Below are 15,089 nucleotides of genomic sequence, written 5' to 3'. Positions count from 1 at the left end.
CCCGGGCGCCGGGTTCGTAGACTGGCGGTGTGAGCGACAGGTCCCATCCCCATGAGCCCGATGAGCCCGGTGACGTGTTCGGTGACGACACGCCGGAGGGCGAGCACGATGTGTTCGCGGAGATCGTGGGGGAGGAGACCCAGCGCGATCCCGACCTGGCGGTGATCGAGGCGGGCAGCCGGACCCTGCGCACCATCTCCGGGGCGCCGACCGCCGAGGACGACGTACCGGGCCGCCCGGAGGACCCGGAGACGGACCGGGCGCTGCGCGAGGTGGAGACCGAGCTGGCCAAGCGCTGGCCGGAGACCAGGCTCGATCCCTCCCTGGTGCGGATCAGGGCGCTGATGGAGCTGCTGGGCGACCCGCAGCGGACGTATCCCTCGATCCACATCACCGGGACCAACGGGAAGACGACCACGGCGCGGATGATCGAGGCGCTGCTGGCCACCTTCGAGCTGCGGCCCGGCCGGTACAGCAGCCCGCATGTGCAGTCGGTGACGGAGCGGATCAGCCTGGACCGCCGGCCCATCCCGGCGGAGCGCTTCATCGGGACCTACGAGGACCTCAAGCCCTACATCGAGCTGGTGGACTCCCGGCAGGAGCACCGGCTGTCGTTCTTCGAGGTGCTCACCGGCATGGCCTATGCCGCCTTCGCCGACGCCCCCGTGGACGTGGCGGTGGTCGAGGTCGGGATGGGCGGCGAGTGGGACGCCACCAATGTGATCGATGCCCAGGTGGCGGTGGTGACGCCGATCTCGCTGGACCACACGGACCGGCTGGGGAGCACTCCGGCGGAGATCGCCAAGGAGAAGTCGGGGATCATCAAGCAGGGCGCGACGGTGATCCTGGCCCAGCAGCCGGTGGACGCGGCGGCGGTGATGCTGCGCCGGGCGGGCGAGAGGGACGCCACCGTGGCCCGCGAGGGCCTGGAGTTCGGCGTGCTGTCCCGGGAGATCGCGGTCGGCGGGCAGCTGCTCACCCTGCGCGGCCTGGGCGGGGAGTACCCGGAGATCTTCCTGCCGCTGCACGGGGAGCACATGGCGCACAACGCCGCCGTGGCGCTGGCCGCCGTGGAGGCGTTCTTCGGCGTCGGCGCGGTGCACGGGCGGACGCTGGACCAGGAGGTGGTCCGGCAGGCGTTCGCCTCGGTCACCTCGCCCGGGCGGCTGGAGGTGGTCCGGACGAGCCCGGCGGTGATCCTGGACGCCGCGCACAACCCGGCGGGGGCGGCGGCCACGGCCGACGCGGTCCAGGAGGCGTTCTCCTTCAGCCGGCTGGTCGGCGTGATCGGCCCCAGCGGCGACAAGGACGTCAGGGGCTTCCTGGAGGCGCTGGAGCCGGTGCTCGCCGAAGCCGTCGTCACCAGGAACTCCAGCCACCGGGCCATGGACGTGGACGCGCTCGCCGCGCTCGCCGTCGAGGTCTTCGGCGAGGACCGGGTGCAGGTCGAGCCGCGGCTGGACGACGCCCTGGACGCGGCCATCGCCCTGGCCGAGGAAGAGGACGAGTACGCGGGCGCCGGCGTCCTGGTCACCGGCTCGGTCATCACCGTGGGCGAGGCCCGCCTGCTGCTCGGGAAGGGAAACCGGTAACCCGTCATGCGCCAGCTCTGCGCGACAACACTCGCCATGGAGGCGGTCGTCATCGGTCTGGCCGCCCTCGTCGCCTCCCGCATGACGGAGGTGCCGGCCGGCACCCTGTGGACGGTCAGCGGCGCCGCCATGGTGCTGGCCATCCTGCTCTGCGGCCTGGTCGGGCGGGTCCGCGGCGGCATCGGCCTGGGCTGGGCGCTCCAGGCCGGGCTGGTGCTGAGCGGCCTGGTGGTGCCCCTGATGTTCGTGCTCGGCGCCTGCTTCGCCGCCCTGTGGTGGGCCTCGGTGCACTTCGGCCGCCGGGTGGACGAGCTGAAGGCGGCCCGCGCGGCGGGGGTGGCCATCCCCGGCCAGGACGCCGGATGATCACAATCCCCGGGCCGGACGGCGCGGCCCCCGCCCGGGGCGGTATGGTGCGACACACTCAGCACCCGCACCTTACGTCTCCAGGAGCCGTCGCATGAGTCAGCGCACTCTCGTTCTCCTCAAGCCGGACGCGGTCCGCCGCGGCCTGATCGGCGAGATCGTCCGCCGCATCGAGGCCAAGGCCGGCTGGACGATCAGCGCGCTGGAACTGCGCACCCTGGACCGGACCACCCTGGAGACCCATTACGCGGAGCACGCCGGCAAGCCCTTCTACGGGCCGCTGCTGGAGTTCATGACCTCGGGCCCGGCCGTGGTGATGATCGTCGAGGGCGAGCGGGTGATCGAGGGCATGCGCGCGCTGGCCGGCCCCACCGACCCGGTCGCCGCCGCCCCCGGCTCCATCCGCGGCGACTTCGGCACCGTCGTGCGGGAGAACCTCGTCCACGCGTCGGACTCCCCCGAGTCCGCCGAGCGGGAAGTGAAAATTTTCTTTCCATCTCATGCCTGACGACATCCGGTAACGTTCAGGAACGTTCGGCATGTCCCGGTCAGCTCGGGGCAGAAGAGCGGCAAGGCACCCGCAATGCACCGGCTGTGCTCCCGCGGTCCGGCGTTTCCCCGCCCCCGGCACGCGACACGCCCGGACGCAGGAATGTGTTCGCCGGTGCCGCGAAGCCCGTCGGCACCGCCGGTCGGGGGAACTCTTCGCCCGAACACGGCGTCACCATCATGGAGGGTGAGCCGGGTTCGGCTGACAATGGCGAATGAGGCGCACCCGCGCCCCGTGTTCAACCGGCCGTGGATACGATGGCACCACCCACCGCGACCCGCGGGTATGGCGCCAGCGCGCCCCTGCCGACCTCCACGCACACACCGCTCCAGCTGGAAGGCCAACCCCATCCCATGGCGAACAATATGTCGTTCATTGGCCGAGACATGGCAGTCGACCTCGGGACGGCCAATACGCTGGTGTATGTCAGAGGCCGCGGGATCGTCCTCAACGAACCGTCCGTGGTGGCCATCAACACCAACACCGGCGGCATTCTCGCGGTCGGCGCCGAGGCCAAGAAGATGATCGGCCGTACTCCCGGCAACATCGTGGCCGTGCGCCCGCTGAAGGACGGCGTCATCGCGGATTTCGAGATCACCGAGCGGATGCTCCGCTACTTCATCCTGAAAATCCACCGCCGCCGCTATCTGGCCCGCCCGCGGGTGGTCATCTGTGTGCCCTCCGGCATTACCGGTGTGGAACGCCGTGCCGTCATCGAGGCCTCCACCCAGGCCGGCGCCCGCCAGGTGCACATCATCGAGGAGCCCATGGCCGCCGCCATCGGTTCCGGCCTGCCGGTGCACGAGGCCACCGGCAACATGGTGGTCGACATCGGCGGCGGCACCACCGAGGTCGCGGTGATCTCCCTCGGCGGCATCGTCACCGCCCAGTCCATCCGGGTCGCCGGCGACGAGCTGGACAACGCGATCATCCAGCACATCAAGAAGGAGTACAGTCTGCTGCTCGGCGAGCGCACCGCCGAGGACATCAAGATCTCCATCGGCTCCGCCTTCGCCATGGAAGAGGAGGAGCACATGGAGATCCGCGGCCGGGACCTGGTCAGCGGGCTGCCCAAGACCGTGGTGATCTCCACCGAGGAGGTCCGCCGGGCCATGGAGGAGCCGGTCAACGCCATCGTGGACGCGGTCAAGACCACCCTCGACAAGTGCCCGCCCGAGCTCTCCGGCGACATCATGGACCGCGGCATCGTGCTCACCGGCGGCGGCGCCCTGCTGCGCGGCCTGGACGAACGGCTGCGCCAGGAGACCGGCATGCCGATCCACATCGCGGAGAACCCGCTCGACTCGGTCGCCCTCGGCTCCGGCAAGTGTGTCGAGGAGTTCGAGGCCCTCCAGCAGGTGCTGGACGCCACGCCGCGCCGCTGACGCGCGGCCGGCCCGTCCGGCCGCCACGGCCGGGAATCGCAACGAAACAAGGAAGGCACGGCTGCCGCACGTGAGGGACTCGAGAGAGAGCCGGCTGCTGCTCATCCTGCTGGTGTCCATTGCATTCGCGCTGATCACCGTGGACATCCGCGAAGGCGACGACTCCCCCCTCAACGGGCCGCGAGAGGTTGCCGCCGCCGTCTTCGGCCCGGTGGAGTCGGGCGCCGCGACCGTCGTCGACCCGGTCGCCAACGCCATCGGCGCGGTCCGCGACTCCGGGCGCCGCCGGGACCGGATCAGCGAACTGGAGCAGGAGAACGCCGAACTGCGCCAGCAGCTCGGCAGCCAGGACCACCGCGACTCCCGGGTGGAGCAGCTGGACGACCTGCTGCGCACCGCCGGGGCCGGGCAGTACACCATCGTCGGCGCACAGGTCATCGCCATCGGCCCGGCCCAGGGCTTCTCCTGGACCATCACCATCGACGCCGGCACCCGGGACGGCATCGGCCGCGACATGACCGTCATCAACGGCGACGGCCTGGTCGGCCGGGTCACCACGGTCGGGCCGGGCACCGCCACCGTGCTGCTGGCCAGCGACCCCAAGTTCACCGTGGGCACCCGGATGGAGGGCAGCAACGAACTCGGCTTCGCCACCGGCCGCGGCGACAGCGCCCTCGACGTCCAGCTGCTCAACCACCGGGCCGAGGTGGAGAAGGGCGACCGGCTGGTCACCTTCGGCTCGGCCGGCAACAAGCCCTTCGTGCCCGGTGTGCCGGTGGGCGAGGTGACCAGCGTGGAGGCCACCTCCGGCGACCTGACCCGCACCGTGCGGGTGCGGCCGTTCGTCGCCTTCACCCAGCTCGACCTGGTGGGCGTGGTCGTCGAGCCGCCGCGCAGCGACCCGCGCGACGCGGTGCTGCCGGAGGAGCCGGAGAAGCCCCGGCCCGAGACCCAGACCGGCGGCACCCGCGAGCCCGCCGGGGCCGAGGAGACCGGGGCCGAGGACTCCGGGGCGGAGGAGCCCGGGGCCGAGGACACCGGGAACGACGCCGAGGGACCGGGAGCTGACTGACCATGCGCGTGCAACGCACCCTGCTCGCGACCCTGCTGGTGATCGTCGCGCTCACCGTGCAGGTGAGCATACTGGCGCGGCTCCACCTGCCCGGGGCCGTGCCGGACCTGCTGCTGCTCACGGTGCTGGCCCTGGCCCTGGTCTACGGCCACACCGGCGGGGCGGTCACGGGCTTCTTCGCCGGCCTGGTCGCCGACCTGGCCCCGCCCGCCGACCACGCCGTGGGCCGCTACGCCCTGGTGCTGTGCGTGGTCGGCTACGCGGCCGGCCTGACCAAACCGGAGAACGGCCAGCACCGCTCGGCCACCGCCCCCATGCTGGTGGTGGCGATCGGTGCGGCCAGCTCCACCCTGCTCTACGCCGGGGTCGGCACCCTGGTCGGCGACACCGAGGTCAGCCAGGACGCGCTGGTCACCATGGTCACCACGGCCACCGTCTACGACCTGCTGCTGGCGCCGTTCGTGGTACCGCTGCTGATGAGCCTGGCCCGCCGCCTGGAACCCGACCCGCTGTCCGGTGACGGCTCGGGCTCCCCGGCCGGCGAGTCGCTCGGCCCGTCCTGGCTGCGGCCCACCGGCATGAGACTCAGCCGGGCCGGCCGGGCCGCCGCCATCGGCGGCCAGCGGTCACCGCTGCTGGGCCGCTCCCGCGGCCGTCTGAAGGGGGTCAAGAGGCTGTGAGCAACATCCCGGAGACCGGACGCACCTCCCGGGTCACCATCCGGCTGGTCGTCATCCAGATACTCGTCTTCTCCCTGCTGCTCACCCTGGCCGGGCGGCTGTGGTACCTGCAGATCCGGCAGGGCGACGAGTTCGCCGCCGAGGCGGCCGGCAACCACGTGCAGAACGTCGTCCAGCCCGCCGTGCGCGGAGCCATCCTGGACGCCCGCGGGGTGCCGCTGGCCGACAACGAGACCCGGCTGGTGGTCTCCGCCGACCGCACCGACCTGCTGCGCATGCCCGACGACGGGGAGCAGGTGCTGGGCGACCTCGCCGAACTGCTGGAGATGGAGCCGGAGGAGGTGCGCAACCGGGTCCGGCTGTGCGACTCCGAGACCCCCCAGCCCTGCTGGAACGGCTCGCCCTACCAGCCCATCCCGATCACCGACGAGGCCACCGTGCAGCAGGCGCTGCAGATCTGGGAGCGGCCCGAACGCTACCCGGGCATCGTCGCCCAGCCCACCGCGGTGCGCCGCTACCCGGCCCCTTACGGCGCCAACACCGCCCAGGTGCTCGGCTATCTCTCCCCGGTCACCGACGAGGAGGTCGCCGAATCCCAGAAGACCGACTCCCCGCTCCAGCGCTACGACCAGATCGGCCGCTCCGGCCTGGAGCGCACCTATGACGAGTTCCTGCGCGGCGGCGCCGGCATCGACCGGCTGGAGGTCGACAAGTTCGGCCGGGTCATCGGCGAGGCCGAGGGCGTCGAGCCCGAGGCCGGCGCCAACCTGGTGACCAGCATCGACGCCCGCATCCAGGCCGTGGTCGAACACGAGTTGCTGCAGGCCATGAAGAAGGCCCGCGAACAGCGCGACGACATCAGCGGCCGGAACTACGAGGCGGACTCCGGCGCCGCCATCGTGATGGAGTCCCACACCGGCCGGATCGTGGCCATGGCCTCCTACCCGGACTACGACCCCAATGTCTGGGTGGGCGGCATCTCCGCCAAGGAGTACGAACGGCTGACCGGCGAGGAGTCCAACGACCCGCTGCTCAACCGGGCCATCCAGGGCCAGTCCCCGGCCGGCTCCACCTTCAAGGTGGTCACCTCCTCGGGCGCGGTACGGGCCGGCTACGACTTCGACGGCTCCTACGAGTGCTCCTCCTCGTACAGCATCGGCAACACCACCTTCAAGAACTTCGAATCGCGCGGCTACGGGCCGATCTCCCTGGGCAAGGCGCTGGAGGTGTCCTGCAACACCGTCTTCTACCGGCTGGCGCACGCCGAATGGCAGAAGGACGGCGGCATCAACCCCGACGAGAAGCCCAACGACTGGCTGTTCAACACCGCCCACGGGTTCGGGCTGGGCAGCAGGACCGGCATCGACCTGCCCTCGGAGGCCGCGGGCCGGGTGCCCGACCGGGAGTGGAAGCGGGAGTACTGGGAGACCAACAAGGACACCTGGTGCGAGATGGCCGAGGAGGACAAGGACGACTTCGCGCACCGCTACGCCCGGGAGAGCTGCGAGGACGGCTGGCGGCTGCGGGCCGGTGACGCGGTCAACTTCTCCATCGGTCAGGGCGACCTGCTGGTGACACCGATCCAGATGGCCTCCGTCTACTCGGCCATCAACAACGGCGGCACCCTCTACCGGCCCGTCGTCGGCAAGGCCGTGGTCGATGTGAACGGCAACGTCATCGACGAGATCGAGCCGGTGGAGAACGGCAAGCTCCCGATCGAGAAGGGCACCGTCAACGATCTGCAGGGCGCGCTGCGCGATGTGATAGAGGTCGGCACCGCCTCCTGGCGGTTCATCAACTGGCCGCAGGACGAGATCCCGCTCTCCGCGAAGACGGGCACCGCGACCACCGAGGGCAAGCAGTCCCGCTCCTGGCTGACCACCTTCTCCGAGGACTACACCGTGGTGATGACCATCGACCAGGCCGGCACCGGCTCCGGTGCCTCCGGCCCGGCGGTGCGCAACATCTACGAGGCCATCTACGGCGTGGACGAGCAGGGCCGGATCCACCCGGACAAGGCGCTGCTGCCCGAACCGCCGTCGGAGCTGCCGCAGACCGACGACAACGGCACCCTGCTGGCCGAGTTCGACAAGGCGTGGGAGAAGCACTTCGCCTCGTACAAGAAGGAGCACGAGAAGGACTACGAGGGCGCCGCCATCGTGCCCGTCGACGAGGCCGACGAGGCCGACGAGGCCGACGACGCCGACGAGGCGGGCGACGGCTCCGGGGACGGCACGGCCGGACTCGCCGCGGACACGGCCGGCGCCCAGGGCGACGGCGGCGGAGAGGTCCTGGCGGCCGGCGGCTTCGAGGCNCGACGAGGCCGACGAGGCCGACGAGGCCGACGACGCCGACGAGGCGGGCGACGGCTCCGGGGACGGCACGGCCGGACTCGCCGCGGACACGGCCGGCGCCCAGGGCGACGGCGGCGGAGAGGTCCTGGCGGCCGGCGGCTTCGAGGCCGACCGCCGCCGCGAGGACACCGGCGGGGACGGGTGACGCACGCGTGAGCATCCACACCTACTCCTCCGGGCTGCCCGGCCCCCGGCGCTCCGGCATCCGCCGGCTGCTGGCCCGGGACTCCCTGTTCCGGCGCGTCGACTGGCTGCTGCTGCTCTCCGCCGGCGCGCTCACCGTGCTGGGCTGCCTGCTGGTGTGGTCCGCCACCTGGACCCGCACCGACATCAACGACGGCGACCCGCACTACTTCCTGATACGCCAGGTGCTCAACGCCGTCGTGGGCGTGGCGCTGGCCGCCGGCGTGATGTGGCTGGGCCACCACCGGCTGCGCAGCGCCGTCCCGGTCTTCTACGGCTTCTCCGTCGTCCTGCTGCTGCTGGTCTTCACCCCGCTGGGCACCGAGATCAACGGCCAGCGGGCCTGGCTGGCGATAGGCGACTACACCGTCCAGCCCGGCGAGTTCGCCAAGGTCGCGGTCATCCTGGCCATGGCCGTGATGCTGGCCGCCCAGGTCGACGCCGGTGACCGCGTGTACCCCGGCGGCCGGCTCGTCCTCCAGGCCCTGGGCCTGGCCGCCGTGCCGCTGGCCATCGTGGTGGTCGACGACATGGGCATGGCCATGGTGATCGGCATGATCGTGCTGGGGGTGCTGCTGGCCTCCGGCGCGGCCATCGTCTGGACCTTCGGCCTGATGGCGGCCGGCGCGGCCGGCGCGGTGCTGGTGTGGACGCTGGGCGTGCTGGACGAATACCAGATCAACCGCTTCGCCGCCTTCGCCAACCCCGAGCTCGACCCGGCCGGCGCGGGCTACAACACCAACCAGGCCCGGATAGCCATCGGCTCCGGTGGCCTGACCGGCACCGGGCTGTTCGAGGGCTCGCAGACCACCGGGCAGTTCGTGCCCGAGNAACCGCTTCGCCGCCTTCGCCAACCCCGAGCTCGACCCGGCCGGCGCGGGCTACAACACCAACCAGGCCCGGATAGCCATCGGCTCCGGTGGCCTGACCGGCACCGGGCTGTTCGAGGGCTCGCAGACCACCGGGCAGTTCGTGCCCGAGCAGCAGACCGACTTCATCTTCACCGTGGCGGGGGAGGAGCTGGGCTTCGTGGGGGGCGGCGGGATCATCCTGCTGATCGCCGTCCTGCTGTGGCGGGCGCTGCGCATAGCCCGCAGCGCCACCGACCTGTACAGCACCATCATCGCGGCCGGGATCGTGGCCTGGCTCGCCTTCCAGTCGTTCGAGAACATCGGCATGGCGCTGGGCATCATGCCGGTGGCCGGCATCCCGCTGCCGTTCGTCTCCTACGGCGGCACGGCCATGATGGCCTCCTGGATAGCCATCGGCCTGCTGCAGTCGATCCGCATGAAACGCACCCTGTCCGCGTAGCACCGCCCCGGCGACGGCGGCGGACTGGACAGCATGCGCCGGGCTGACGACCGGTTTCGGCCTGTTTCGTCCGGGAGCGTCGCGCATGGGCGGGTTCCGGCACTACGCTCGGAAACCGGAACGGCCGGCAGCGACGCAGGTGACTGAGCAATGACTTCCGCGACCACGGACCGCACCACCGACCCGGGCACGGACCCGGCCGCCGGGCCGGGAGCCCCGGCCGCGCCCCGGCCGGGCACGGCCGGCGCGACCGTCCTGGCCTACGCCGGGCGCCAGGTGCGGGCGCTGCACAGGCTGGAGCCCGAGGTCCGGCGCGACGCACCGGACTCGGTGCACCGCATGCGGGTGGCCTGCCGCAGGCTGCGCAGCTGCTTCCGCTCCTACCGCCGGGTCCTGGACCGCACGGTGACCGCCGCCCTGGAGGGGGAGCTGATCTGGCTCGCCGGGGAACTCAGCGGCGACCGCGACCGCGAGGTGCTCGCCGAACGGTTCCGCGAGCGGCTGGCCGAACTGCCGCCCGCACTGATCCGCGGGCCCGCCCGGGACCGCCTGCGCGGCTACGGCTCGCCCCGCGGCGGGCAGCCCGCCACCCGGACCCGGGTGCTCGCCGCCCTGGACTCCGACCGCTTCCGCGAGCTGCTCGCCGGGCTGGACGCCCTGCTCACCGCCCCGCCGCTGCTGCCCGCCGCCGACCGCCCGGACGGCAAGGTCTGCGCCAAGGTGCTGCGCACCGACGCCCGCCGGTTCGCCGGACGGATGGAGACGGCGCGCGCCGCGCCGCCCGGCCCGCTGCGCGACCACGCGCTGCACGCCGCCCGCAAGGCCGCCAAGCGCGCCCGCTACTCCGCCGAGGCGGCGCGTCCGGCGCTGGGCAAGGCCGCCGCCCGCGCGGAGATCACCCGGTGGACCGCGCTCCAGGACCTGCTCGGCGAGCACCAGGACAGCACGGTGGCCCGCGAGGCCCTGGTGGAGCTGGCCGGCCGGGCCGAGGCGGCCGGTGAACCGTCCTTCACCTACGGACTGCTGCACGGCCGGGAAACCGCGCTGGCCGACGAGTACGAACGCCGCCTGGCCGCCCTGTACCCCGGGCACGGGCCGCGGGACGGCACGCCCGGCGCCGGGTGACCCGCCCGCGGAGCGGGCGCCGGCCGGGCGGCGGAAGCGACCGTGCCGGGCAGAGCGGTTAGGCTGGATGGTCACCGTCACCACACGGTCGGCACCCGGCCCGCACCGGCCGGAGCGGACCGGATCACCGCTTCCCAGTCCCGGAGACATCACCCATGCCTGTCGAATCGGTCTTCCCGCGCCTGGAGGCCCTCCTCCCGCACGTCCAGAAGCCGATCCAGTACGTCGGCGGCGAGCTGAACTCCACGGTCAAGCCGTGGGACGACTGCGACGTCCGCTGGGCGCTGATGTACCCGGACGCCTACGAGGTCGGGCTGCCCAACCAGGGCGTGCAGATCCTGTACGAGATCCTCAACGAACGCGAGGGCGTGCTCGCCGAGCGCACCTACAGCGTCTGGCCGGACCTGGAGAAGCTGATGCGGGAGCAGGGCGTCCCGCAGTTCACGGTGGACTCCCACCGCCCGGTCGGCGCGTTCGACCTGCTCGGCGTCTCCTTCGCCACCGAGCTCGGCTACACCAACCTGCTCACCGCCCTGGACCTGTCCGGCATCCCGCTGCGTGCCGCGGACCGCACCGAGGAGCACCCGGTGGTGGTGGCCGGCGGCCACGCCGCGTTCAACCCCGAGCCGGTCGCGGACTTCCTGGACTGCGCGGTGCTCGGCGACGGCGAGCAGGCCGTGCTGGCCGTCACCGAGGCCGTCCGGGCCTGGAAGGACGAGGGCCGTCCCGGCGGCCGGGACGAACTGCTGTTCCGGCTGGCCCGCACCGGCGGCGTCTACGTGCCGAAGTTCTACGACGTGGAGTACCACTCCGACGGCCGGATCGCCCGCGTCGTGCCCAACCGCTCGGGCGTGCCCTGGCGGGTGGCCAAGCACACCGTGATGGACCTGGACGAGTGGCCCTACCCCAAGCAGCCGCTGGTCCCGCTGGCCGAGACCGTGCACGAGCGGATGTCCGTGGAGATCTTCCGCGGCTGCACCCGCGGCTGCCGCTTCTGCCAGGCCGGCATGATCACCCGCCCGGTGCGGGAGCGGACCATCACCGGCATCGGCGAGATGGTGGAGCGCGGCCTGGAGGCCACCGGATTCGAGGAGGTGGGCCTGCTCTCCCTCTCCTCCGCCGACCACAGCGAGATCGGCGACATCGCCAAGGGCCTGGCCGACCGCTACGAGAACGACAAGATCGGCCTCTCCCTGCCCTCCACCCGGGTGGACGCCTTCAACATCGACCTGGCCAACGAACTGACCCGCAACGGCCGCCGCTCCGGCCTGACCTTCGCCCCCGAGGGCGCCACCGAGCGCATCCGCAAGGTGATCAACAAGATGGTCAGCGAGGAGGACCTGATCCGCACCGTGGCCACCGCCTACGGCAACGGCTGGCGCCAGGTGAAGCTGTACTTCATGTGCGGCCTGCCCACCGAGACCGACGAGGACGTGCTCCAGATCGCCGACATGGCGGCCAAGGTCATCGCCAAGGGGCGGCAGGTCACCGGCGGCAACGACATCCGCTGCACGGTCTCCATCGGCGGCTTCGTGCCCAAGCCGCACACCCCCTTCCAGTGGGCGCCGCAGCTCTCCGCCGAGGAGACCGACCGCCGGCTGGAGAAGCTGCGCGACCGCATCCGCGCCGACAAGCAGTACGGCCGCAACATCGGCTTCCGCTACCACGACGGCAAGCCCGGCATCGTGGAGGGCCTGCTCTCCCGCGGCGACCGCCGGATCGGCGAGGTGATCCGCGCGGTCTGGGAGGCCGGCGGCCGGTTCGACGGCTGGCGCGAGTACTTCTCCTACGACCTGTGGATGGAGTCCGCCGCCAAGGTGCTGCCGCAGTACGGCGTCGACGTGGACTGGTACACCACCCGCGAGCGCGGCCACGAGGAGGTCCTGCCCTGGGACCACCTGGACTCCGGCCTGGACAAGGACTGGCTCTGGGAGGACTGGCAGGACGCCCTGGACGAGCAGGAGGTCGACGACTGCCGCTGGACCCCCTGCTTCGACTGCGGCGTCTGCCCGGGTATGGGAACCGAGATCCAGGTGGGGCCCACGGGGAAGAAACTTCTGCCGCTCACCGTGATCACGTAGCCGCTGCGCAGCGGCCGTCCGCAGGACGGCGGCACGGCGTGCCCGGTACGTTCCGTGGTGTTGCGCGCGGTTGTGCGGGGGAGAGGACGGACGACGTCATGCCTGAGCTGAGCGAGCCGGGTACCGGGGTGCACGCCTCGTTCCTGGCGGCCATGAAGGAGTTCGAGGCCGAGGGACGCACCGGCGACGGCTCCATGATCGGCCGGGACCTGGCCGCCTGGGGCGGACGCTGGCACGACCCCGGAGTCTTCGCCTCCTACGTGGCCGCGGTCCGCGCGGACGTGCGGGAGGACACCCCCCGGCCGCGCGGCCATGTGCCGTGCACCACCCTGTGGTGGACCGAGGACACCGAGTGGCTGGGCCGGCTGGCCGTCCGGCACCGGCTCAACCGGCTGATGCTGGAGTTCGCCGGCCACATCGGCTACGACGTGCGCCCCACGGCCCGCCGCCGGGGCCACGGCACCGCCATGCTGCGCGCCGCACTCCCGGTCGCCCACCGGATGGGCATCGGGGCCGTCCTGGTCACCTGCGACTACGACAACGACGCCTCCCGCCGGGTCATCGAGAACTGCGGCGGCGAGTTCGAGGACCAGCGCGGCAGGAAACTCCGGTACTGGATCGACACCGCCGCCGCGTAGCCTGGAGGCAGGAAACCGAACACGGCGGCGCCGGCATCCGGCCCGCACTGTGCGACGAAGGACTGAACGACACTGGGCAAGCGACAACCCGCAGGGCCGCCGCCCGCACCGGCCGTGCAGCGCATCCGGCTGCGGTACACCAAGCGCGGCCGGCTGCGGTTCACCAGCCACCGGGACTTCCAGCGCGCCTTCGAACGGGCACTGCGCCGGGCCGGGGTACCCATGGCGTACTCGGCCGGTTTCACCCCGCATCCGAAGGTCAGCTACGCCAACGCCGCCCCGACCGGTACCGCCAGCGAGGCCGAGTACCTGGAGATCGCGCTGACCGAGCCCCGTGACCCGGAGACGGTGCGGCGGCTGCTGGACGACTCGCTGCCGCCCGGCCTGGACGTGACCGACGCGGTACAGGCGCGGACCTCCGACTTCGCCGAGCGGCTGACGGCCTCCTGCTGGGAGCTCCGGCTGGACGGCGTCCGGCCGGCCGAGGCGGAGGCGGCGGTGCGGGCCTTCCTGGCCGCCGGCACCGTGGAGGTCCGGCGCCAGACCAAGAAGGGCATGCGCAGCTTCGACGCCCGGGCGGCCGTGATGTCGCTCTCCGTGGCCGGTGCCCCGGCGGGAGGAGGCGAGGTTCCGGGAGGGTCCGATGGGCCGACCGACCGCGCTTGTGCGATACTGCGCCTGGTAGTGCGGCATACCACACCTGCCGTACGACCCGACGACGTCCTGTCCGGCCTTCGCTCCACAGCCGACCTGGCGCCGCCGGTCCCCGCTGCGGTGACCAGGCTGGCGCAGGGGCCGTTCGATGAGGAGACCGGCACGGTGACCGATCCGTTCGTACCTGACCGCGACGCCGACCCGGCCGCTCCACCCACGGCCGCCGGGCAGCGGACCGCGGCGGTGCCGGAGGTCGCCGGCCAGGGCCTGTCCGGCCAGCCGTGACGGGTCCGCGACGCCAGCAGTACGGGGGTCCGAAGGGACGCTCCGGGGCTGGGCGGCGCCGGCGCGTTGTCGCCCGCCCGCATGGGGCGGGCGAGCGAGCGCCGGAGCCCCCGGTCCGGGAGAATCCTGATCAGGGACGCCCCGCGGCACGCCCCACCGGGGCGGTGCCGGGCGGCGCGGACCGAGAAGTGCGTCCGGTCCGGGCGATGGCCCCGGCGGCGCCGTCGCGCGCCGCCGAACCGCCCGCACCAGGGAGCCACTCGGGTCCGGCTGACGAGGCCGGCGCACCCAACAGCAGACTTTCGCCGCAGCCGGATGAGGGAGGCCGGAACCGGCGAGTGACGAGCGACACAGACAGCTCCCGAGCGGCGCCGAACAGGTGCCCGGGAGCGCGACGGGAGAAATGCCCGCATGCACGAGCCCAACGAGTCCGCGGAAGCGGACGGCGCTGAACGCATCGACAACACGACCACGACGAACAACACCCCGAGCGACACGCTGCCGCCCCGGCGGCGCCGGGTCGCCACCCGCCCGGCCGGCCCCCCGGCCCCGGCCGCGGCGGACACGGAACCGGCCGAGGACCTGAAGCCCGAGGACGAGGCGGCCGCCGGCCCCGCCGGGTCCCTCCCGGAGGCCGCGCCGCCGGCCGCCGGGGAACCCGGGCCGGCCGCTGTGACGCCGGCCGCCGGTGACGAGGAAGAGACGGCCGAGCCGGTCGCGGACCCCGCGGCCTCGGCCGGCGAGCCCGTTGACGAGGAGACCGAGGGCGGCCCCGCGGCGGCGGAGCAGCCGTCGCCCGCACCCGGGGACACG

At 72.5% G+C, this 15,089-nt stretch carries 11 protein-coding genes and 3 pseudogenes; all 14 read left to right on the top strand.

Annotation, left to right across the window (positions count from 1 at the left end; translation table 11 throughout):
* Positions 1-74 precede the first annotated feature (74 nt).
* Complete coding sequence (locus GQS09_RS09495) at positions 75-1,592, top strand: folylpolyglutamate synthase/dihydrofolate synthase family protein (protein ID WP_165985577.1); 1,518 nt, start codon at positions 75-77, stop codon at positions 1,590-1,592.
* A gap of 6 nt (positions 1,593-1,598) precedes the next feature.
* On the top strand, positions 1,599-1,958 hold the full coding sequence (locus GQS09_RS09490; protein ID WP_165985560.1) for a DUF4233 domain-containing protein: 360 nt from the start codon (positions 1,599-1,601) through the stop codon (positions 1,956-1,958).
* 94 nt (positions 1,959-2,052) lie between these two features.
* Positions 2,053-2,466: a nucleoside-diphosphate kinase gene (ndk, locus tag GQS09_RS09485; RefSeq protein WP_165985559.1), complete on the top strand. Its 414-nt coding sequence runs from the start codon at positions 2,053-2,055 to the stop codon at positions 2,464-2,466.
* A gap of 407 nt (positions 2,467-2,873) precedes the next feature.
* Positions 2,874-3,893: a rod shape-determining protein gene (locus GQS09_RS09480; RefSeq protein WP_165985576.1), complete on the top strand. Its 1,020-nt coding sequence runs from the start codon at positions 2,874-2,876 to the stop codon at positions 3,891-3,893.
* 70 nt (positions 3,894-3,963) lie between these two features.
* On the top strand, positions 3,964-4,965 hold the full coding sequence (mreC, locus tag GQS09_RS09475) for a rod shape-determining protein MreC (protein WP_165985558.1): 1,002 nt from the start codon (positions 3,964-3,966) through the stop codon (positions 4,963-4,965).
* Positions 4,966-4,967: 2 nt separating this feature from the next.
* Positions 4,968-5,645 carry a rod shape-determining protein MreD gene (mreD, locus tag GQS09_RS29275; protein ID WP_165985557.1) on the top strand — a complete coding sequence of 226 codons (678 nt, stop codon included), beginning with the start codon at positions 4,968-4,970 and terminating at the stop codon, positions 5,643-5,645.
* Positions 5,642-8,155, top strand: a complete 2,514-nt coding sequence (mrdA, locus tag GQS09_RS09465; protein WP_165985556.1) for a penicillin-binding protein 2 — start codon at positions 5,642-5,644, stop codon at positions 8,153-8,155. Before mreD ends, mrdA begins: the two co-directional genes overlap by 4 nt.
* Positions 8,152-9,000 (top strand): annotated as a pseudogene (locus GQS09_RS09460) (FtsW/RodA/SpoVE family cell cycle protein); the annotation flags it as partial. The gene mrdA and the pseudogene GQS09_RS09460, both read left to right, overlap by 4 nt.
* Positions 9,001-9,013: 13 nt before the next feature.
* A pseudogene (locus tag GQS09_RS09455) lies at positions 9,014-9,493 on the top strand (FtsW/RodA/SpoVE family cell cycle protein); the annotation flags it as partial.
* 150 nt (positions 9,494-9,643) lie between these two features.
* Complete coding sequence (locus tag GQS09_RS09450) at positions 9,644-10,618, top strand: CHAD domain-containing protein (RefSeq protein WP_165985555.1); 975 nt, start codon at positions 9,644-9,646, stop codon at positions 10,616-10,618.
* Positions 10,619-10,773: 155 nt separating this feature from the next.
* Positions 10,774-12,699: a TIGR03960 family B12-binding radical SAM protein gene (locus tag GQS09_RS09445; protein WP_165985554.1), complete on the top strand. Its 1,926-nt coding sequence runs from the start codon at positions 10,774-10,776 to the stop codon at positions 12,697-12,699.
* Between the two features lie 98 nt (positions 12,700-12,797).
* Positions 12,798-13,337, top strand: a complete 540-nt coding sequence (locus tag GQS09_RS09440) for a GNAT family N-acetyltransferase (RefSeq protein WP_165985553.1) — start codon at positions 12,798-12,800, stop codon at positions 13,335-13,337.
* Between the two features lie 114 nt (positions 13,338-13,451).
* Entirely contained in the window at positions 13,452-14,276 is an 825-nt protein-coding gene (locus GQS09_RS09435; protein WP_165985552.1) for a TIGR03936 family radical SAM-associated protein, read from the top strand.
* 411 nt (positions 14,277-14,687) lie between these two features.
* A pseudogene (locus GQS09_RS09430) lies at positions 14,688-15,089 on the top strand (hypothetical protein); the annotation flags it as partial.

Origin of the sequence: Streptomyces sp. YIM 98790 (genome assembly GCF_011421595.1) — a bacterium.
In the GTDB taxonomy this organism is placed as follows: domain Bacteria; phylum Actinomycetota; class Actinomycetes; order Streptomycetales; family Streptomycetaceae; genus Streptomyces.
The sequence above is the reverse complement of the archived record's forward strand: the minus strand, read 5'-3'. Positions and strand labels throughout refer to the sequence as shown.

Excerpts from the sequence above, each read along its gene's own strand:
- GQS09_RS09480 (WP_165985576.1), top strand. The coding sequence starts at position 2,874 with ATGTCGTTCATTGGCCGAGACATGGCAGTCGACCTCGGGACGGCCAAT.
- GQS09_RS09440 (WP_165985553.1), top strand. The coding sequence starts at position 12,798 with ATGCCTGAGCTGAGCGAGCCGGGTACCGGGGTGCACGCCTCGTTCCTG.
- ndk (WP_165985559.1), top strand. The coding sequence starts at position 2,053 with ATGAGTCAGCGCACTCTCGTTCTCCTCAAGCCGGACGCGGTCCGCCGC.
- GQS09_RS09450 (WP_165985555.1), top strand. The coding sequence starts at position 9,644 with ATGACTTCCGCGACCACGGACCGCACCACCGACCCGGGCACGGACCCG.
- mreD (WP_165985557.1), top strand. The coding sequence starts at position 4,968 with ATGCGCGTGCAACGCACCCTGCTCGCGACCCTGCTGGTGATCGTCGCG.
- GQS09_RS09445 (WP_165985554.1), top strand. The coding sequence starts at position 10,774 with ATGCCTGTCGAATCGGTCTTCCCGCGCCTGGAGGCCCTCCTCCCGCAC.
- GQS09_RS09490 (WP_165985560.1), top strand. The coding sequence starts at position 1,599 with ATGCGCCAGCTCTGCGCGACAACACTCGCCATGGAGGCGGTCGTCATC.